Origin of the sequence: Pseudomonas sp. CCI3.1 (genome assembly GCF_034313985.1) — a bacterium.
Lineage (GTDB): Bacteria > Pseudomonadota > Gammaproteobacteria > Pseudomonadales > Pseudomonadaceae > Aquipseudomonas > Aquipseudomonas psychrophila.
This window is the reverse complement of record NZ_JAVIWO010000001.1, coordinates 184,476-204,987: the sequence shown is the minus strand read 5'-3', so window position 1 is coordinate 204,987 and position 20,512 is coordinate 184,476. Positions and strand designations below refer to the sequence as shown.

Sequence of the window (20,512 nt, the reverse complement as noted above, 5' to 3'; positions counted from 1 at the left end):
TTAGATATGTACAACCTGGCGAAATACCCGCCCATTTGTATGGGTATTAGCTACGCTGTGTTTAGCAGTCCCCCTACCGGATAGCCGAGGGCCCTATGGACGATCCAGCCCAAAACAAACCACCTACCTTCTGGCAAGTGCTGCACAGCGTGATGGCGGCAGCGTTTGGCGTGCAAAGCGCAAAAAATAGAACCCGGGATTTTTCCCACGGCAAACCCGGCCAGTTTTTACTCCTGGGCCTACTGTTTACCGGGGTATTTGCGTTGACCCTGTTCGGGATCGTCAAACTGGTGCTGTATGTGGCGGGAGTATAACTACCCGCCCGCGTTGTAGCCGCTGACGAGTAGAACGAGGCTGCGGCTTGTATGTTGGCGCTAAAACGTTTTGCGCAAGGTTCTGTGGCGTCTGCGATGGATTTTGCTTTTGCTTTTGCTTTTGCTGGAGCCACACGAATGTCCAGACGACGCGAATGCCCATCACAGAAGGCCGAACGCAGGTGCTGTTATGGGGGTGGCGCGGCAGGACGCCGCGCCAGCCGCGATGGGCCATGGATGGCCCGTCGCGGCGTGCCCCCATGACAGTGCCGGAGTGAGGGAACCACCGAGCCTGGGCGAGGCGGCCGTATGGTAGGGCAAGCCTTTTTGGTTACTTTTTCGGCGTTTGGAAAAAGTGACCCGCCGTAAGGGCGGAACCCGTAGAAAGTCGTGACATATCGAATGGATATGTACTCGGCATCGCTGCGGGCGCATCGCAAAACAACGGGCACACGGGGTACATATCCGGCATTCGCGGTTAACTGAAATGATGGTTTCGCTTTTACAGCGAGGCACTTTTGTCAAACAGCCACAAAAGTACCCAAAAAGGCCTTGCCCCAGCGTACGGCCCTCGCTGCGCTCAGGTGTCCCTCACTCCGGCCCCGCTCCGTGGGCACGCCGTGACGGGCCATCCATGGCCCAACACGGCTCTCCCGGCATCCATGCCGGTCGACCCACTACGCAGAACCTGCGCTCGGCCTCCCGAAGGGCAGGCAGATCAAAAACCAGTGCAAAAACAAGATCAACGGCCCGCCGAGGCGGCCTACAGGCCGACCTTTTTAGCGGAGCACATTGCTCTGAACAGGTCGGCTGGCAACAGAGTATCTACAGGACAACGTCAACTCCAGAGCGGCGCGGCTACTGGTGACCGACCCAGAACACCGCTGTAGCAACTACCAGAATGATCAGAAAAAAAATCGCCCACGCATCGACCTTGCTGTCGCTTTTACGCACTTTCACGGGAGTACTCATCGCATCGCCTCTTTTCGGTTTTATGGGTGATTGCTTGAAGACTTCCAAACAGTTAAGTCCAGCAATGCCCCAACCACAAGTAAGGGATTGAGAATCAACCTCTTATAGTCGTTTTGGTTCTTTGCATATGCTTAAACATCACTTTTGCGCATAACTACAAACTGGTATCGTGCCTCGCTCCGTGGGGAGTGCGCGGCCGTGCGCGCAGATAAGCTGTTAGCAGCCTGAGAACAGGACCTATATGTACGTATATGACGAGTACGATCAGCGGATCATCGAGGACCGCGTAAAGCAGTTCCGTGATCAGACCCGACGCTATCTGGCAGGTGAGCTGAGCGAAGAAGAGTTCCGCCCCCTGCGCCTGCAAAATGGCCTTTATGTTCAACGTTTTGCCCCGATGCTGCGAGTGGCGGTGCCTTATGGCCAACTGACTTCGCGCCAGGCGCGAATGATGGCCAAAATCGCTCGCGACTATGACAAGGGCTATGCCCACATCAGTACCCGCCAGAACGTGCAGTTCAACTGGCCCGCGCTGGAAGATATTCCGGACATCCTGGAAGAGCTGGCAACCGTGCAGATGCACGCCATTCAGACCAGCGGCAACTGCCTGCGCAACGTCACCACCGACCAGTTCGCCGGTGTCGCAGCTGATGAACTGATCGACTCGCGCCCTTGGTGCGAAATCGTGCGTCAGTGGACGACCTTCCACCCGGAATTCGCCTACCTGCCACGCAAATTCAAAATTGCAATCAACGGCTCGACCTCTGACCGTGCCGCGATTGAAGTGCATGACATTGGCCTTGAGCCAGTGCTCAACGAAGCCGGCGATCTGGGCTTCCGCGTACTCGTGGGTGGCGGCTTGGGCCGTACGCCGGTCATCGGCGCATTCATCAACGAGTTCTTGCCCTGGCAGGACCTGCTGAGCTACCTCGAAGCCATCCTGCGGGTTTACAACCGCTATGGCCGTCGTGACAACAAGTACAAGGCCCGGATCAAGATTCTGGTCAAGGCCCTGACGCCTGAAGTGTTTGCAGAGCGTGTTGAAGCCGAAATGGTTCACCTGCGCGGCGGCTCCAACACCCTGACCGAAGCCGAAGTGCAGCGTATCGCCAAGCACTTCGTGGACCCGGACTACAAAGCCCTGCCCGACTTCGGTGCTGAACTGGCCGAACTCGACAAGCAGCACCCGGGCTTCGCCCGTTGGCGTACCCGCAATACCCTGGCCCATAAAAAGCCGGGTTATGTCGCAGTCACCCTGTCGCTGAAGCCTACCGGCGTCGCACCGGGCGATGTGACCGACAAGCAGTGGGATGCCATTGCCGACATGGCCGATCGCTACAGTTTTGGCCAGCTGCGCACCTCCCACGAACAGAACATCATCCTCGCCGATGTGGAAGAGAACCGGTTGTTCGCCATGTGGGGCGAGTTGCGCGAAAACGGCTTTGCCACCCCTAACATTGGCTTGCTGACCGACATGATCTGCTGCCCGGGTGGCGATTTCTGCTCGCTGGCCAACGCCAAGTCGATCCCGATTGCCGAATCGATCCAGCGCCGCTTTGAAGACCTGGACTACCTGTTCGACATCGGCGAACTGGACCTGAACATCTCCGGTTGCATGAACGCCTGTGGTCACCACCACGTCGGTCACATCGGGATTCTGGGTGTGGACAAGAAAGGCGCCGAGTTCTACCAGGTGTCACTGGGTGGCAGTGCCAGTCGTGACGCAAGCCTGGGTAAAATCCTCGGTCCTTCGTTCGCTCAAGACGCCATGCCGGATGTGATTGAAAAGCTGATCGACGTCTATGTTGAAAAACGTAACGAAGACGAACGTTTCATCGACACCTATCAACGTATCGGCATTGACCCTTTCAAGGAGCGCGTCTATGCAGCGAATCATTAAGAACAACCAGGTCATCGACGAAACCTGGCACTTGCTGCCAAAGGAAACCACCTTTGACGAAATCTCCAACTGCGACGACCTCATCGTCCCGTTGGTGATGTGGCGCGAGCACGGGCATGCACTCAAGGCCCGTGATGGCGGCCTGGGTGTGTGGCTGGACAGCGATGAAGAAGCCGAAGAACTGGGCGAAGACGTGGTGCACTTTCAGGTGATTGCCCTGAACTTCCCGGCCTTCACCGATGGTCGCAGCTACTCCAATGCCCGCTTGCTGCGTGACCGTTATGGTTACAAAGGTGAATTGCGCGCCATTGGCGATGTGCTGCGCGACCAGTTGTTCTATTTGCATCGTTGCGGTTTCGACGCGTTCGCCATTCGCGCCGACAAAGACCCGTATGAAGCCCTGGAAGGCCTGAAAGATTTTTCGGTGACCTACCAGTCCTCGACCGACGAACCCATGCCGTTGTTCCGCCGGCGTTGATTACATGACTCAGGCCTGATCCTCCCCTGGGTTCAGGCCTGAGTCGTTGATTGATCGCTGCCCAGGGGGTGTTGCTGGAGCTCCAGGCGAGTCAGCTGTGTGACCACCGAGGCTCTTGTCCTTCCCCGTGCATCACCCAGCGCATTCGACTGCGCGACATAGTCGTTGCTCGACATGCTTTCGCGGGCCATATACAAAACGTCCATGCGCTCGTCCAGAGGCTCGTCGGCTACAGTGAACGCCTCGGGGTATTTTTTCTCCAGGAACGCTGTCCAGAAATCCCTGCTGCCGATCGAAGCCATCATGGCTTCAGGTTTATCCTGCGCGAGCACATAGGCTTTAGCGGTTTTAAGCTCAGCCGATGTCACCCGCGCAATCCTTTCAAAACGCATGCTCCTGGGCCTTGCCGGCAAATCCAGAGCCCGGGCCAATTTGACCTGATAGAACATCTGCACCTGTAGCGGATCAAGTTCGGCTATCTGACGACTGATGCTTGCCGGACTCAGTTGCTCAGCCAGGCTCAACGATTGAGGGGTCCCCAATCGGTAGGCCACGCCTTGCTGCTGAACGGCGTCCATGCTGCTCACCGGGACAGATGCCAAGTGCGGCCCGAGCTCATCCACCAACTGTTGCAGCTCACGCACAGAAGCCTGCTGCTGTAGCTGAATGGCGGCCAAGCGCGCCTCGATGATGGTATTCACATGTTGGTTCAGCAAATCGATATGGAACAAGCCGTGGGCCAGCTTCAACAGGCTCTCTTCGGTGTTGACTCCGGTTTGTGCAATAAACACCTGATGTTGCAACTCCATATCGGCAAAAATCATCGCAATCCCGTCACTGCAGGTCCGTGGATTCGAGGCAATCTCAAACACACGGTCGCGCAATTCCAGGTGATCGTGCATTGCACCAAGCAAAGCCCAGATCCGCTGGGTAAGGTTTTCTCGCTGTTGCAGGAACTGCGCAGAAGTCGTCATGTCTTCCAGCACCCGGAAAAAATCGGTTGCCCCTGAAGAGTTCATCAAGCCGCTCCAATGAGTTGCTTGTTCACGGGTAGGCGAGGTTGACCAATGCTCGATACCGCGTTGTGGAGCTACGTGCTGACGCTGTAGATCAACCCCAAAGTTGATCCCGTGTTCCCGATGATAAACCTGCAGACGACGCTGCGAATCAGCACTCAGCGGGTTGTCGTGCAAAAACGTTACCCGGTTAAGAGCGGCCCGGTCCGCAGCCAGCACCTCAGGCGGGATATGGCTGATGGCGTTATCTCGCAGATCCAGTATCTGCAGGCTCAAGAGATGCTCAATCCCGTCCGGCCATTGCGTAGTACCTGTGTGGCGCAACAGCAAGTACTTGAGCTCACGCATGGGCCATACCGCTAAACGCCTGCCCAGCAGATTGCCGGTAAGATTCAATGATTTGAGCCGGGTCAGGCCAGACAGAACAGCCACGGCCTGATCGTTCAGGGCAATCCGGTTGCCTTGCAGGTTGAGATCCCGTAGCTGCGACATGCGCCCGAGTGAAGCAGGCAGCTCGGCCAAGTGACTGTTTTTAAGTGACAGTATTCGAAGATTGGGAAAACGGTCGAGAAAGCCGACTGGAAATTGAGCATTGCCCGAGTGGGACAAATGCAATGCGCTGACATGTCCAAAATCAGCGGATAACGCCGGGAGCCCATCGACAGGCCAGGCTTCAAGATCCAGCTCATAGCCTGTGTGATCCTCAATCTGGACGCTGGGGGTTTGCCTGCGCCAGGCGCGGATCAAGGCCTGGCTGATTGCCCGCTTGGTCCTTTTCGCCAGGAGGGTGCGCGGCCTATTGTGGGGTTGGGTCCAGACATCAGAGCCAACCCACTCATCAAGATCGCTGCGCAGGGCCGTGAGTTCAGTCTTGAGATTCACCAGCGCCCGGGTCATGAGTGCCCCGGGTATTTTAAGCCGGTACAAGAACTGACCTGCCTGCACGTCGCTCATCAACGGGTAAAGCTCGACAACCAGATCCTTGAGCAGTGCCGGCTCGCCTGCAGGCAAAATACGCCCGGCGCGCCCGCCGAGGGTGTAACCCAAACGGCCATCGGCCAGGCGCAACGGCGATTTGAACCATGGTTTTATGCTGTGCATCCCGAGGCTTTTGGCGACACTGTTGCGCTGAATCGCCGCTTGGCTGGCCACTTTCAAGTGCAACTGGGTGCCCAGATCAGTGGTCCCCAGCCCAGTGGCTGATCGCTCCTCTGAGGTCAACACGTGGGGTACACAGCTCAAAAGAGCTGGATTGCTGTAAACCTCCCCGGCCGAATTCTGAAACTCGTAGACCTCGGCGTTTTTTACAATCTCACGACCAGACGCAGTAGTTCGACCAAGACTGTACAGCACCTGGCGAGTGAATTTATCTCTCACCACAAACCCCACATTCCGTGGCCATCCTGGTACGTCAGGCAAGGTTTCCCATCCCACTAGAGTGCTATCAGCATTACCCAGCGCCAGATGGAAAATACCTTCTATCGTGCGGTTAACGCGTAAGGTCTGTACATAGCTGCGAGCCTCCTCCAACACTACCAGCGGTATGGCCCCAGTGGCTGCGAACTGCATTTTTTGCCCGGCTGTCATCTGATCGAGCAGCTCTTCAACCACCGCCACCGGCAAACTGGGGAACTGACCTTTAAGGCCTGCCGTATCAGCGCCCAGCACCTCTGAGCTGTTATACAGCCGGGCAAGCAATCCCCCCCGGGTGCTTTCGGCATATTCACCCAGTTTGCGCGCCAACGCTGCAACCTGCTGATCAAGCCAAGGCAGCCCATCGCCCAGCAGACCCTCGATCTGCGACGATGACAAACTCTCAAGGGTGACTTTGAGCAAATCCCCGTTGTTGATTTGCGCCTGCGCAAGCTGCAGCCTGGAATGCAGCGACGTAAGATCAACACCGTACTCTTTGTAATTCACACCCTCTGCGTCAACAACACGCAAAACCCGCTCTGGAGGCCATCCCGGCAGGCGGGTCAACAGTTCCAGCTGCAAGTCCGCCTGATCAACAGTGCCGGTACTGCCCTGCTTCATCTGCATGATAAAGGTCTCGATTCGTTCGCTCAGGCGTACACGTTTGAGACTGTCGAGCAATAAAGGCGGCAGGGGCAAGTTGTCCATCAACAGTTGGCGCATCATGGTCTGCGATGTATTGGTCGCGGCAAGCACCTGTTCTGCGCCAGCATCTGACAGCCCTTCGGACTGGTGTCCAAGGCGCCGGAACAACTGCAATCCAGAAGCGTGTATCGGGTTGTCCAGCTCAGGGGTCCACATCCCGCGCTCGTTATGAATCAACCGGGGCGTGTAGGCATCAGGATCTGTGGGATGCAACAGATGACAACGGCCTTTGTCCGACTCGATGCGGACCTCAAACACCTTGCCGTCAAGCTTGATAAAGGACTGATCGCCGACCTTGTACAGTCCTTGTTCATCAGCGACCAAGCCTGCAAGGGACACATGCTTGAACTCGTAAGGTATAAAGTCGGGTTTCCACAGCCGGTTGTGCCCTTTTACCGACTTGACCGGCACCAGAGCATCAACCACCGGCTCGGTCTTCAGCGCTTTGGTGCCAGCGCTGGTACTGGCGACCAGCGCAATGTTTTGCGCAATATCAAACAGGTGTTCAAGGGCCGCGACGCGATCAGCGTGCTGCCAGGCCCTGATGCCCTCATACACCTCAACACCCAACTGCAGCACACTGCCTACCAGCAGGACCTGGCCCAAAACCGGAACAAATCCCAGCGCCAACCCCAGCAAACTCATCCCCAGATTCAGGTACATAGCCTGGCGTTCCAGGCGGCTTCTAGTGTCCTCATCCTCCGTGGGTACCAATAATTGTCGGGCGTCGTCTTTTATCTGGGCCAACTGCAACAGCCACGCCACTTCGAATGGATCGCCCGCCTGTAACTTATGGCCGGTCACTCCCAACAGCGCGGGTTCGTTAACGATAGGTGGACGTCTCAGCAAGAGTGAGTCCCAGCTCATCTGCCTGATATTGGTGCGACGAACAAACTCGGCACGATGGCGCAGCGGTACCCGCTGGATAAAATAGTCGGCAAAAAGCGAAGTCTTTAACCATTCCCTCAATTGAAACTTGAAGCGTTCAAACGTCTCGAAATGATAAAACGACCGTTGTGGTCCGTCCGGCAAATACACGATGCAGGACTGGTCCTGTTCACGTGGTTTTCGATCCAGCCAAAACACTATAATCCCGGGCACTTCAAAACCCAGCATTTCAAATGTGCTATGAACTGCCCCGCCAGTATTTGTCTCAGGTGAAGGCGAAAGCAGCTGATTAACCATTAGCGCGTAATGGCGAGATGTGACTTCAGACTTCATATAAGCAATGTGCAATGCCGAAGCAAACTCATAACGTTTATTCATACAGAATGCAGTTTTAATTCTGTAGGCTTTCGAACGTGAATCTTCTGCAGGCCATTCATCTCCGAGAGGAACAAAGACCCTGTCCAGATGCAATTGATACTGCAGCCCCACATTCAGATCACGGCATATGACTGCAAATTTTTCAGGCGTAAGTGCAGCATGGGGTCGTTGATTCTTATCACTGACCACATAGATCATGCTCCCTGAAGCAAAGCCTGTAGCCACGGTCTGTGCCTGCTGGAAATTTTGCATCGCCGCCTGCAGCAAGCTGTGCCGGTTAATACTCGACACCAGATTAAGCTCCAGTGACTGAGGCTCGAGCACATCAGGAATCAGCAACCAGACCAGGGCATCGGCCAAGCGCAACTGCTGATTGGCAATGTAAATCACGACATTGTTCAGCAGATGAACTTCCTTGATCGCACAGGCCCGAGGGTTAACATCCCAATGACCGTGGGCGGTCAGCGCTTGTATAAGTAACGGTTCAGCAAACTGCTCAATGGGCGATATTTGTGCCAATACAGCCGAGACGACTGCGTGTGTTTCATGGGCGTGCTTCATGCTGTCGCGCAAAGCCTGACGCACATCAGCTGGCGCCGTCACAAACCACAACGGCAACAAGGGCTTTATATAGTGTTCATATTTATTTTCTGCCAGCAAATCAGCATAGGTTGCAGAACACTCGACAACAGCCAATTCGCTCGCGGATGCAGGCGGCAAAGAAAGTGTAGACATTTCTAACATCCAGATAATTAGTCAGGAAACAAGCTTATACGCAGCCTTGCTTGAAACACTGTTAATTACCTGATCGAGGCGTGTGACACAGCCACTAAAAATTGAAACTAAACTATATATAACTACCCCTTAAAACAGTAAAGCCATACCTATTGATGAGTGAATGTTTTGCCTGCAAGGCCGCGTTCGATACCACGCTCTGCCACGACATGGGTTGTCGCAGCAGAGCACAACCTTTACCAGAAGCGCTGCTGGGTCAAGCGACTCCACAGCGAGTCAACCACCTGTTGCACCGAGGTGCTTGCCGCCAGCCCCACGCGCTCCTGCAGACTTTTACGCTGGGCATAGTGCAGGTGATAGAGCTGGGCATCGTTGGCCCGCTCGGACAAGTACTCGTCGCTGGTTTTGAGTTCATCGACCAGATGTTTATCGACCGCGGCGACACCCAGCCAGACTTCACCGGTCGCCACTTCATCAATCGCCAGTTGCGGACGATATTTGGCCACGAAGTTCTTGAACAACTCATGGGTAATGTCCAAGTCCTGCTGGAACTTCTCACGGCCTTTTTCGGTGTTTTCGCCAAACACCGTCAGCGTGCGCTTGTACTCACCTGCCGTCAGCACTTCGTAGTCAATGTCGTGCTTTTTCAGCAGGCGATTGACGTTGGGTATCTGCGCAACAACGCCGATGGAGCCCAGAATGGCAAAGGGTGCGCTGATGATCTTCTGACCAATGCACGCCATCATGTAGCCGCCACTGGCCGCGACTTTATCGATGCAGATGGTCAACGGGATGCCTGCCTGGCGAATACGCGCCAGTTGCGAGGAGGCCAGGCCATAGCTGTGCACCATGCCGCCGCCGCTTTCCAGGCGCACGACCACTTCGTCAGTCGGCTTGGCAAGGGTCAGCAACGCGGTGATTTCGTGACGCAGGCTTTCAGTGGCAGAGGCCTTGATGTCGCCTACAAAATCCAGGACAAAGACCCGAGGCTTGTCATCCGGCTGCTTTTTCTGCTTTTTGTCCGCTTTACTGGTTTGCTTGTGCAGTGCCTTGAGCTGGCTCTTGGACAACAGAGACTGTTCCAGACGCTCACGCAGCCCCTTGTAAAAATCGTTGAGCTTGATGACCTGTAATTGCCCGGTGGCGCGGCGCCCCTTGCCACGCAATGCTGCAAGGGTCACCAGGACAACCACAATGGCAACCACCAGGGTCACGGTCTTGGCCAGAAAACTGGCGTACTCGGCAAGAAATTCCACAGCCTCTCCTTAAAACGTCTGCAGCCCTCGGGTCAGGGCTGCGCAATGGCACTCAGCATACCGGCGCCAACCGGGGCCTGCCAGCCGTGAAACGCCTCGCATTCAGCGACAGGCAGGAATTCAAACAAGCGTATGTTTTTTCATTGACAGCCACTTGCCATCCTCCTAACCTCGCCAGACTTTCAGCGGACCGGGATGACGCGGACGTGGGCAGCATCTATTTGATAAGACATGGCCAGGCCTCTTTCGGTGCAGACGACTACGACGTGCTGTCGCCACTGGGCGTGCGTCAGGCGACCCTCACCGGCCAGCATCTGGTGGATCTGGGTCTGCGCTTTGATCGCTGCCTGTCAGGCGAACTGCAGCGCCAGCAAGACACCGCACGTCACGCCACAGATCAGTTCCACGCTGCCGGCCTCCCCGTTCCATCGCTGGAAACTGACGCGGCCTTTGACGAATTCGATGCTTTCGCCGTGCTTCGCACCTTGCTTCCTGGCCTGCTGCCGGACGAACCTGATGCGCTGGAGGCCATGAACAACGCCGCCCACAACCCGGCAGAATTCCAGCGTATCTTTGAACTGGTTATCGCCCGCTGGCTCAGTGGCACCTACGACACCCCGGGTCTGGAAACATGGCTGGCTTTTGTCGAACGGGTTCAGGCGGGACTTAATCGCATTCTCGACCTGGCAAACAATCAGCACACCATCGCCGTGTTCACCTCCGGCGGAACCATCACTGCCTTGCTCCACATACTGACCCAAATTCCGGCCACCGATGCTTTCAAGCTGACCTGGCAAATTGCTAACACTTCGCTCAGCCAGCTCAAGTTTCATGGCCGCGAAGTGACCCTGGCTTCCTTCAACAGTCATGTGCATTTGCAACTGTTGAAGACGCCGTCACTCATCACCTATCGTTGAGCGTCGGCAACCGCGACCTACGGGCCGCTGTAATCCACCCTATATAAGGATCGAACCATGACTTCTGTAGCTGATGCCGTTCAAGCAATGAAAGCAAAATTCAACCCAGCCGCTGCTGCAGGCCTGGATCTGGTATTTGGTTTTCGCATTGATGACGACAAACACTTCTCGCTGATCGTCAAAGACAGCACCTGTGAACTCAAAGAAGGCGAAAACCCGGACGCCCAGGTCACTCTGGTCATGGACGGCGAAACCCTGGAAGGCATCGTCAGCGGCGAAACCGACGGCATGCAAGCATTCATGGGCGGCAAACTGCGCGCTGAAGGCGACATGATGCTGGCCATGAAGCTGAGCGAACTGTTCCCGGCTTAAGCCACAGGCAGCACCCAAAACCGAAGCCCACGCGCTTCGGTTTTTTTTGCCTTGTGATTCACTCAGGCAATGGTTATCAAGGGGGCTGATTCCCCATTAACACCCCTGCCTATTAAGGCCGCGCCTGCCTTGTCGAGACCCGGGTTGCCCATTAGATTAGCGAATGTTGTCAGGTCACAAATATAAGCAGAAGAGATAAACATGGCGCTTACCGACTCGTCCACCCACATCCGTTCTGGCGAAGAGCTCGACGCCAGCCGCATTGATCCTTATCTCAAGGCCCATATCCCGGGGCTTGAGGGGCAGCCCATGATCAGCCAGTTCCCTGGTGGTGCTTCTAACCTGACCTATCTGATCGAATACTCCGGCGTTGAGCTGGTACTGCGCCGTCCGCCGTTTGGCCACAAGGCCAAGTCGGCCCACGACATGGGCCGCGAGTTCCGCATCCTCAATCAGCTCAAGGACGCCTTTCCCTACTGCCCCAAAGCCTATGCCCTCTGCACCGATGAGTCCGTGATCGGCAGCGAGTTTTATGTCATGGAGCGGCTCAAGGGCATCATCCTGCGCGCCGACCTGCCGCCAGAGCTGGGCCTGGGCCCCGACCCTACACGCACCCTGTGCCAAACCTTTATCAACACGCTGGCGGAGTTGCACAAGGTTGATTACACCGCTTGCGGCCTGAGTGATCTGGGCAAGCCCCAGGGCTATGTGCAACGCCAGATCGGCGGCTGGTGTGAACGCTATGAAAAAGCCCTGACCCCCGATGCGCCGCGCTGGGAGGCGGTCAAGGACTGGCTCAAAGCCAATATGCCTGCTGACCACCCTACCCCCGCCATCGTTCATAACGACTACCGCTTCGACAACGTGATCCTCGATCCCGCCGAGCCGCTGCAAATCATCGGCGTGCTGGACTGGGAACTGACCACCCTGGGTGATCCGCTGATGGACCTGGGCAACACCCTCGCCTACTGGATTGAAGCTGACGACCCGGCACCGGTGCAGTTGATGCGCCGCCAGCCGAGCAACGCCCCCGGAATGTTGACTCGCCGCGAATTCGTCGACTACTACGCCGAACGCTCAGGCATTCAGATAGATAATTACGACTTTTACTACACCTATGGCCTGTTCCGTCTGGCCGGTATCGTTCAGCAGATCTACTACCGCTACTACCATGGCCAGACCCAGGACAAACGCTTTGCTCAATTTGTGCAGATGAACGCCCTGCTTGAGCAGATGAGCCTCAAGGTCATCGCCCCCAAAACTCGTGCTCACTGAGAAATCCACATGCCCAGGACTCAACTGTTCGACCTCGATGGCAAAATCGCCTTTGTTTCCGGTGCCAGCCGCGGTATCGGCGAGGCCATTGCCAAACTGCTGGCCCAGCAAGGCGCCCATGTGATTGTGTCCAGCCGCAAACTCGAAGGCTGCCAGCCAGTGGCCGACTCGATCATCGCCGAGGGCGGCAAGGCAACGGCCATCGCTTGCCATATCGGCGAAATGGAACAGATCACCCGGACCTTCGCGGGGATTCGCCAGGACTTCGGGCGCATCGATATTCTGGTCAACAACGCCGCCACCAACCCACAGTTCTGCAACGTGCTGGACACCGACCTCGGCGCCTTCCAGAAAACCGTCGACGTGAACATTCGGGGTTATTTCTTCATGTCGGTCGAGGCCGGCAAACTGATGCGCGAGCACGGCGGTGGCAGCATCATCAACGTGGCCTCGATCAACGGCGTAACGCCGGGTGAATGCCAGGGCGTGTACTCGATGACCAAGGCCGCGGTGATCAACATGACCAAAGTGTTTGCCAAGGAATGTGCAGCCTTTGGTATTCGCTGCAATGCCCTCCTGCCGGGGCTGACCGACACCAAATTCGCATCGGCACTGGTCAGTAATGAGGCCATTCTCAAGTCAGTCCTGCAGCAGGTTCCACTCAAGCGTGTGGCGGCGCCAAGTGAAATGGCCGGAGCGGTGCTGTACCTGGCCAGTGATGCATCGAGCTACACCACCGGGGTTTCGCTGAATGTGGATGGCGGGTTTCTGTCCTGATCCCTGTGGGAGCGGGCTTGCTCGCGATGGCATCCACCCAGCTTTCCTGCCAGAACGCAGCGTCTGCATTGCAGGCAAGCCAGCTCCCACAGATTGTGTCACTCAACGCTGATACAGGTCGCCCAAAGCCTGATGACGCACGTTAACCGCCATCAGGCAGCGCTCTGCCTCCTGCACCATCTCGTCAATCAGGCTCTGGCAGCTTTTAAGATCGCCAATCGCTGCCGCCACCTGGCCGCAGGGCAAAATCCCTTCATCCGGCACACCATCGACCATCGAACGCTGCAGCAGCACCGGCTGGTTGGCCGCCATCACGGTTTGCGACAAGGCGCCGGGGTCTTCCTTCACGGATTGAACGAACACCCCCAGCATATGACCCAGGCTCATGCCTGTCTGTTGCTTCCAGTGCCAGGCACTGCCCAGGGCAATGCGCAGACGGCCAAAGGCACTGGCCTTTTCCAGGCGATTGATAAACGCGTTTTCGATCATTCGGTGTCGCATGCCATCCACCGCTGTCGTGACACGGATTTGCTGAGGATCGGCGACCTTCACATAGCGCTCCAGCGTGGCAAGGGGGGTAGGCGATTCCTGGGTCATCAGGAACCGCGTGCCCATGGCGATACCGGCCGCACCGGTGGCCAAGGCTCCGGCCAGCCCGCGCCCGGTGGAGTAACCCCCCGCCGCAATCACCGGCACCCGCACCGCATCCAGTACCTGCGGCAACAATATGGTGCTCGGCACGCCACCGGTATGCCCCCCGCCTTCACCGCCCTGCACAGTGATCATGTCCGCGCCCAGTTCCACTGCCTTGATCGCATGTTTCAACGCGCCCACGGTCGGGATACATAGCACCCCGGCCTTTTTGAAGCGTTCGATGGTCTGGCGATCCGGCCCCCGGCCATAACTGACGGCTCGCAAGCGGTACTCGATGGCCAGATCCACGCACTGCGCGGCGTTTTCCTGGAACATATGAAAATTGAGGCCGAAATTGCTCCCCCCCGTAGCCTCGATCACCCGCTGTATTTCAGCCTCCAACTGATCCGCTGCAAGGGTCGCACCCGCCAAAAACCCGAAGGCACCGGCCCGGGTGCTGGCAATCACCAGATTGGCGTCCGCCACCCAGCCCATCGCGGTTTGCACGATGGGGTAGCGACAGCCCAAGGCATCGGTCAACGCCGTTTGCAGGTACTCGCTCATCGCCCCTCTCCCGCAGCCGTCTTGTTCGCCTCAATCATGGCCTTGGCGTCGTAACCACCAAGCTTGTCCCCCGAAAGCAACTCGTTATGGCTATGAGCAAAGTGATGCCAGGCAAAGACCGCATCCATCGCCGTGCGCTTGCCTTGCAAGTCTTCAACGTGATTGATCGCCTGCTTGGTCAGCGCCAGGCCCATGCGCGGTTGCTTGGCAATAGCGGCAGCCAGCGCGTAAGTACCTGCTTCCAGTGCTTCGCGGGCAAACAGGCGATTGACCATGCCCATTTGATAAGCGCGCTCGGCACTCATGCGATCACCGGTAAAAAGAAATTCCTTGGCAATACGCGGATTGAGCTCGTAAGGATGGGCAAAATATTCCACCCCGGGGATACCCATGCGCACCACCGGGTCCTGGAAGAACGCATCATCGCTGGCCACGATCAAATCGCAGACCCACGCCAGCATCAACCCACCGGCAATACACGCGCCCTGCACCATGGCGATGGTCGGCTTGGGCAACTCTCGCCAGCGCCGACACATGCCCAGGTACACCTCCTGCTCGCGGGCATACAGGTACTCGCCACCCGGCTTGTTGGTGTGATCCCACCACAGGCTGGCCCGGTCGAAGGACTTGTTGATATCACGCCCAGGCGTGCCGATATCGTGCCCCGCAGAGAAGTGTTTACCATTGCCGCGCAGCACAATGACCTTCACCGCGTCGTCATTCACGGCGCGGCGAAAGGCATCGTCCAGGGCATAGGTCATCTGCGAGTTTTGCGCATTATTTACCGTGGGCCGGTTCATGGTCAGCGTGGCAATACCATCGGCCACCCCATACAGCACCGGCTCTTCGGTTTCATACACAGCGGTATCAGCCCGCTGTACAAATTCGCTATCGCGGCTCATGTGAATTCCTTGCCTTCAGGCCTGGCGAATGCCGGGCGGATTACCCTTGAGCGCAGCTGCGCGATAGTCATGGGGGTCCAGACGACGGATCAGCGCCAGTTGCTCCGTCGTGGGCGCCACGGTTTGCTTGAGGTCAGCAGCCTTGAGCAGCGGGAAGCCGGTTTTTTCCTGTACCTCTTCAAAGCTCACGCCCGGGTGCAGGGAACGTACTTGCACGGCGCGATCCGGCCCGCCGAAGTCCATCACGCACAGGTCGGTAACGATCAGGCGGATATCCATCAGGTCGCGGCGCATACCTTCTTCCCAACGCTCGTCCTTAAAACCGACACCCGAGACCATGTCGACTTCACCCGAAACAAAAGCCCGGGTGTTATGGGAAGGCACGAAAAACGAGTTGATATGGTTGATGCTGTTGCCCGGCAAACCGCGCACCCCGAGCATTGCCACCTTGGGTTTTTGATAATCGCCAATGCACGACAGGTTGGTCTGGCCCCAGCGGTCGATCTGGGTCGGACCGATCATCGCGTGTCGGCGTCCACCCCACACGCATTCGAACACCCGCTCGAACGACAGGTAGCCCGAGTAGCGCGGCACATAATCACCACGGGGGCCCAGCGGGATCGGCTCTTCCACCAGGAATGCCTCACTGTCGGTCATCAGCAGTTCAGGGCTATGGGTCAGTTTGGCCAGACTCGCACCCAGGCGCGGGATCACGCCCAGGCCCGAAGCAATCACTTCGCCGTTGCCGCGCCAGGCTTCACAGGCGGCCACGATCAACAATTCAGCCAGGGTAAATTCGTTAGTAGCAGTCATGTCAAAACTCCTTAAAACACTGGCAGCGGCAAAGCGCTCAGGCGATCGACACCGCCATTGCTGGCCTGATAGGCACTTTCGCCCGGGGTCACGAACTCGGCTACATAACCTTCCCAGCCACCTTCTTCGGCGGCGCTGGCGCTGTAGCGTTTCAAATGGCTCATGTCCCAGCCGTAGTCGGACGGACACGAGGTCGGGTGCGCGCCAAACGGTGCATGCACTACGCCGCTGACCAGGTAGCGTTCAAAGGTATTGAAGCGGGCCTGTGCAGCATCCAGGCTCAAGCGCTGCTCAATCCGCTCGCAAGACACAAAGCACTGCTTGGCGGCACGGGCGAACAGATGGTCGAAATACGGGTCAGGGCCGGTAACCAGGGTATTACCCAGCCGGTCGGCAACGTTGACATGCAAAAAGGCGATGTCCAGATTCAGCGCCGGCATGGCCAGCAGCACCTCGCCATCGTCATAAGGCGACTGCACCTGCTTGATTTGAGGATTCAGGCGGCTGACATCCGTGGCCAGCCCGCAACGGGTCGGCAAAAACGGCAAGCGCATGCCCGCGGCGCGCAGGCCCCATTGCAGCATGCCTTCGTCCAGCTCCATCAGCTCCAGCTCGCCGGCCTCGCGGGCCTTGCGAAAGTAGGCTTCAAGAGGGATCGCATCGAGGGTGGCAAAGCCGAACACCAGTTTCTTGACCTTGCCCGCAGCGCAGAGCATGCCGACTTCAGGGCCGCCATAGGCCACCACGGTCAGGTCCTTGACGTCCGAGCGCAGGATCTCGCGCACAATCGCCATGGGCTTGCGCCGCGGGCCCCAGCCGCCAAAGCCGATGGTCATGCCGTCGCGCAACTGGCCAACCACGTCTGCCGCTGTCATTTGCTTGTTCATCGTGACTCCTTACTGTTCTTGGCCGACGGAAAAATCGTGGCCCCACAGGCTTACCCGGGTGAATTCAAAAGCGCTGTGGTCTTGCCAATCCACCAGCAAGCCGCCATAGCCGTACTCCAGGTCAAAGCCCGAAGGTGTTTTCATGTAAAAAGAGGTCATGCGGTCGTTCAGGTGCTGACCCAAAGTGGCCGACAACGGCACGTTGTGAGCGATACGCCGATCGTGGGCGCGGCCCACTTCGGTCATGGACTCGACCTCGACCATCACATGCACGCAGCCCGATGGCACCGGGTATTCGGCCAGGGCCAGGCTGTGGTGACGGCTGTTTTTGCAATGCAGAAAGTGGATGCGCACCGGTGGTGCCGAAGGGTCGGGACGAAAGTTGAAAATATCCGACAGTTCAAAGCCCAGCACGTCCTTGGCAAACGCCAGGGTGGCATCGAAATTTGGCGCGGGCAGCACGGTGTGGCCCAGGCCCATTTCACCCGTGATAAAGCCCGGTACACCTTGAGGCGAGACAAAGGGTTGGCAATCGGAGCGATGGCCCCAGCTCAATTCATGGCGGTTGCCCGAAGGGTCGGTGACATGCAGCAGCGCTTGCACACCGCGCTGATCGCATTGTTCTGCGGTGCCCGGGCGCCAGCTGACATCGGCTTGATCCAGCACCTGGATGGCAGCATTGAATGCCTTTTCGCTGGCCAGTTCCCAGCCGGATGCCAGATAGCGCGACTCGCCACCAGGCACGATCAGCATGCGAAACGGACGCTCATCCATCTTCACGTACACGCCGCCGGCGGGTGCTTCGCTGACCATCATCCCGAGTACGTCCTGGGCATAACGCTGCCACTGGACGGGGTCCCGGGACTCTGCAACGAAGTAGCTCAAACCACGAATGTCGATCATGTGCCTGCTCCTCAATGCCTGTATTTATTGGCTGAGGGCAGTATGGGAAGGATGGCGCCGGGGCTCATCGTCCGTTGAGACTAAAGCTCGATTGGCGCAACACACATAAAACAGTGGGAGCGAGCCTGCTCGCGAAAGCGTGTTGACTGGATGATCGCTTTCGCGAGCAGGCTCGCTCCCACGGGATTACATATAGAGAATCACCAGCTCATTGATCACCGACGGCCGCTCGCTGCCCAGCACGTGGGTATTGAGTTCAAGGGTCAGTTGAGTGCCGCTTTTGACCCGCTCCACCCGCTTGACCCGTGCCCGGGCATGAATCGTCGAGCCTGCGGGCACCGGTGCCGGGAAACGCAGACGATCCGATCCGTAGTTGATCATGTTGCTGAAACCGGTGATCTCGTAACCCAGATTCAGCTTCATGCGCGACTGCAGGATCTGCACCAGCGCACCATGGGCAATGGTGCCGCCAAACGGGCTTTGCTTGCGCGCACGCTCAGGGTCGGTGTGGATCCAGTAGTCATCCCCGGACAGCTGGGCAAAGGTGTCAATCAAGGCCTGATCGACCACCACCTGATTGCTCCACGGGCTGAATTCCTCGCTGACCAGGGCCTGCAGCGCCGCCTCGTCATCCAGAGCAATCTGGCGCACGGTGGCGACCTGTTCTTGCGCCGGTTGCTCAACCGCTCGCAACGCCTTGAGGGCATCAGCATCCTTATCGACACCTGTAAAGCGCAGCAGCCGATTACCCTTGCCGTCTATCTCGGCATACACAGGTTGCAGGCGCATGCCGATCTTCACTTCGGACTCGTCCAGTCCCACCAGGTTGGTGTTCATACGAACACCCTGATCCAGCTCGACCACCGCCAGCATTTGCGGCATCTCATCCGCGAAGTCCGGCAAAGTTGCGATACGCGTTACGGTGAAGCTATACAGCGTTGCCCCGCCACTGACTTCACGCCAGGCCAGTGAATGAGTCAAACACGCCGGACAATGCCGGCGCGGGTAAAACACCCAATGACTGCATTCGTTGCATTGCTGAATCAACAGGCGCTCAGCCTTCAGGCCTTCCCAGAACGGTGCAGAGATCTCGGTTGGCACCGGCATTGGTTTGTTATTCGACATCGGATTCATGCTCCCTGAAGTATCAATGCGCCCTGCTCACTCATCACCCCGCCGGTGCCTGAGACATAAACCGTGTCGCATTGCTTGAGCTGGCGTTCACCCGCCTCACCCGCAATTTGCGTCACGGCTTCGATCACCTGGCTCATGCCGCCCGCTGAACCGGCCTGGCCAAAGCTGAGCTGACCGCCGTGGGTGTTCATCGGGAAATCGCCGCGCCAGGTCAAGTCGTGCTCACGCACAAAACTCATGCCTTCACCCTTGGCGCAAAAACCGGCGTCTTCCAGGGTCAGCAAGGCGGTGATGGTGTAGCAATCGTAGATTTGTGCCGCGTCTACATTCGCAGGCTTGATCCCCGCCATCTCAAACGCACGGCGCGAAGCAGGTCCGATTGGGGTTTGCAGCATGTCCTGGGCATAAGACGGCGATTTGAACGCCAGGTGTTCACCAAAACCGGTGATCCAGGACGGTCGTTTACGAGCGCGGGCAGCCACTTCTTTAGAAGCGATGATCATGGCTGCACCACCCGCCACGGGCATGACGATTTCCAGCACGTGCAACGGGTCGGCTACCTTTTTGCTGGCCAGTACTTGCTCGATGGTCAACGGCTGACCGTAAAACATGGCATCCGGGTTGTACTGTGCATTGGTGCGCTGATCCACCGCGATTTTTGCCATCGCCCGAGGGTCATAGCCATATTGCGCGGCATAACGCTGGGCAATCATCGCGTAACCGGTGTTCTGGCCCATGTGACCGTAAGGCAAGTCAAACTCGGCTTCGGGAGCGCCAAACGCCGTGCTGTGGCCACCAAAGCGCATGGCCCGGGCCATCCAGCTGGCGTCTTCATCCGGGCCCATAGGCGCCATGCGTGCCGGCAATACGCACAGCACCGCCTGGCACAAACCCAGTTCAATGGCGGCCGCTGCGCGCCAGACCATACCTACTGAGGTACAGCCGCCAAGGTCGACGACTTCGGCAAAATTGAGGCGCAAGCCCAGGTATTCAGCGGCCATGGCCGGTACAAACACCGAAGCCTCATGAAATTGCGGACCATTAATCACCAGCCCGTCGATATCGGATGCCTGCAAACCGGCATCGCGCAACGCCTGGGCCGCCAAATCAGCCACTTGCTCCAGATGGAACATGCGCGGCGCCGTGGCGTATTTCTCAGGTTTGTACTGTGCGCTGCCCACAATGGCCGCGTGACCTTTAAGACCCATGGTTATCTCTCTTTAGTCAGTTCATCCAACTTTGTAGTCGCTGCCGAAGGCTGCGATGAGGACCTAAGGGCC

General features: G+C 57.5%; 16 protein-coding genes. 7 read left to right on the top strand and 9 right to left on the bottom strand.

The window, feature by feature from the left end; genetic code table 11:
- Positions 1-95 precede the first annotated feature (95 nt).
- The 3 genes from RGV06_RS00850 (at position 96) to RGV06_RS00840 (ending at position 3,664) form a co-directional block, all read left to right on the top strand.
- Positions 96-314 (top strand): DUF2970 domain-containing protein, encoded by a 219-nt coding sequence (locus tag RGV06_RS00850; RefSeq protein ID WP_019827285.1) that lies wholly within the window; start codon positions 96-98, stop codon positions 312-314.
- 1,213 nt (positions 315-1,527) lie between these two features.
- Positions 1,528-3,186 (top strand): nitrite/sulfite reductase, encoded by a 1,659-nt coding sequence (locus tag RGV06_RS00845; RefSeq protein ID WP_019826450.1) that lies wholly within the window; start codon positions 1,528-1,530, stop codon positions 3,184-3,186.
- Positions 3,170-3,664: a DUF934 domain-containing protein gene (locus tag RGV06_RS00840; RefSeq protein ID WP_019826448.1), complete on the top strand. Its 495-nt coding sequence runs from the start codon at positions 3,170-3,172 to the stop codon at positions 3,662-3,664. Before RGV06_RS00845 ends, RGV06_RS00840 begins: the two co-directional genes overlap by 17 nt.
- Positions 3,665-3,696: 32 nt before the next feature.
- On the opposite strand, the gene RGV06_RS00835 is transcribed toward RGV06_RS00840, so the two are convergent.
- Entirely contained in the window at positions 3,697-8,799 is a 5,103-nt protein-coding gene (locus RGV06_RS00835; RefSeq protein ID WP_322149090.1) for an NEL-type E3 ubiquitin ligase domain-containing protein, read from the bottom strand.
- Positions 8,800-9,035: 236 nt separating this feature from the next.
- Positions 9,036-10,055 carry a protease SohB gene (gene sohB, locus RGV06_RS00830; RefSeq protein WP_019826444.1) on the bottom strand — a complete coding sequence of 340 codons (1,020 nt, stop codon included), beginning with the start codon at positions 10,053-10,055 and terminating at the stop codon, positions 9,036-9,038.
- Positions 10,056-10,261: 206 nt separating this feature from the next.
- Between sohB and RGV06_RS00825 the strand changes: the two genes are divergently transcribed.
- From RGV06_RS00825 to RGV06_RS00810, 4 genes are all read left to right on the top strand, one after another.
- A complete protein-coding gene (locus RGV06_RS00825) occupies positions 10,262-10,972 on the top strand; it encodes a histidine phosphatase family protein (protein ID WP_019826440.1) in 711 nt (236 codons plus the stop codon).
- Between the two features lie 57 nt (positions 10,973-11,029).
- Entirely contained in the window at positions 11,030-11,344 is a 315-nt protein-coding gene (locus tag RGV06_RS00820) for an SCP2 sterol-binding domain-containing protein (protein WP_016781113.1), read from the top strand.
- A 201-nt stretch (positions 11,345-11,545) separates the two neighbouring features.
- Positions 11,546-12,619 (top strand): phosphotransferase family protein, encoded by a 1,074-nt coding sequence (locus RGV06_RS00815; RefSeq protein ID WP_322149087.1) that lies wholly within the window; start codon positions 11,546-11,548, stop codon positions 12,617-12,619.
- Positions 12,620-12,628: 9 nt separating this feature from the next.
- Positions 12,629-13,396, top strand: a complete 768-nt coding sequence (locus RGV06_RS00810; protein ID WP_046810805.1) for an SDR family oxidoreductase — start codon at positions 12,629-12,631, stop codon at positions 13,394-13,396.
- Positions 13,397-13,498: 102 nt separating this feature from the next.
- Here the strand turns inward: RGV06_RS00810 and RGV06_RS00805 are convergent, their stop codons facing one another.
- From RGV06_RS00805 to RGV06_RS00775, 7 genes are all read right to left on the bottom strand, one after another.
- Positions 13,499-14,593 carry an NAD(P)H-dependent flavin oxidoreductase gene (locus tag RGV06_RS00805; RefSeq protein WP_198821974.1) on the bottom strand — a complete coding sequence of 365 codons (1,095 nt, stop codon included), beginning with the start codon at positions 14,591-14,593 and terminating at the stop codon, positions 13,499-13,501.
- Positions 14,590-15,495 (bottom strand): enoyl-CoA hydratase, encoded by a 906-nt coding sequence (locus RGV06_RS00800; RefSeq protein ID WP_019826434.1) that lies wholly within the window; start codon positions 15,493-15,495, stop codon positions 14,590-14,592. The genes RGV06_RS00805 and RGV06_RS00800 overlap by 4 nt, the downstream gene beginning before the upstream one ends.
- A gap of 15 nt (positions 15,496-15,510) precedes the next feature.
- Positions 15,511-16,308 carry a CoA-transferase subunit beta gene (locus tag RGV06_RS00795; RefSeq protein WP_019826432.1) on the bottom strand — a complete coding sequence of 266 codons (798 nt, stop codon included), beginning with the start codon at positions 16,306-16,308 and terminating at the stop codon, positions 15,511-15,513.
- 11 nt (positions 16,309-16,319) lie between these two features.
- Entirely contained in the window at positions 16,320-17,195 is an 876-nt protein-coding gene (locus RGV06_RS00790) for a CoA transferase subunit A (protein WP_019826430.1), read from the bottom strand.
- A gap of 9 nt (positions 17,196-17,204) precedes the next feature.
- A complete protein-coding gene (locus RGV06_RS00785) occupies positions 17,205-18,098 on the bottom strand; it encodes a VOC family protein (RefSeq protein WP_019826428.1) in 894 nt (297 codons plus the stop codon).
- 186 nt (positions 18,099-18,284) lie between these two features.
- The gene (locus RGV06_RS00780; protein ID WP_019826426.1) at positions 18,285-19,223 is read right to left on the bottom strand and encodes an OB-fold domain-containing protein; all 939 of its coding nucleotides are present in this window, start codon (positions 19,221-19,223) and stop codon (positions 18,285-18,287) included.
- 5 nt (positions 19,224-19,228) lie between these two features.
- On the bottom strand, positions 19,229-20,440 hold the full coding sequence (locus RGV06_RS00775; protein WP_322149084.1) for a thiolase family protein: 1,212 nt from the start codon (positions 20,438-20,440) through the stop codon (positions 19,229-19,231).
- Positions 20,441-20,512 lie beyond the last annotated feature (72 nt).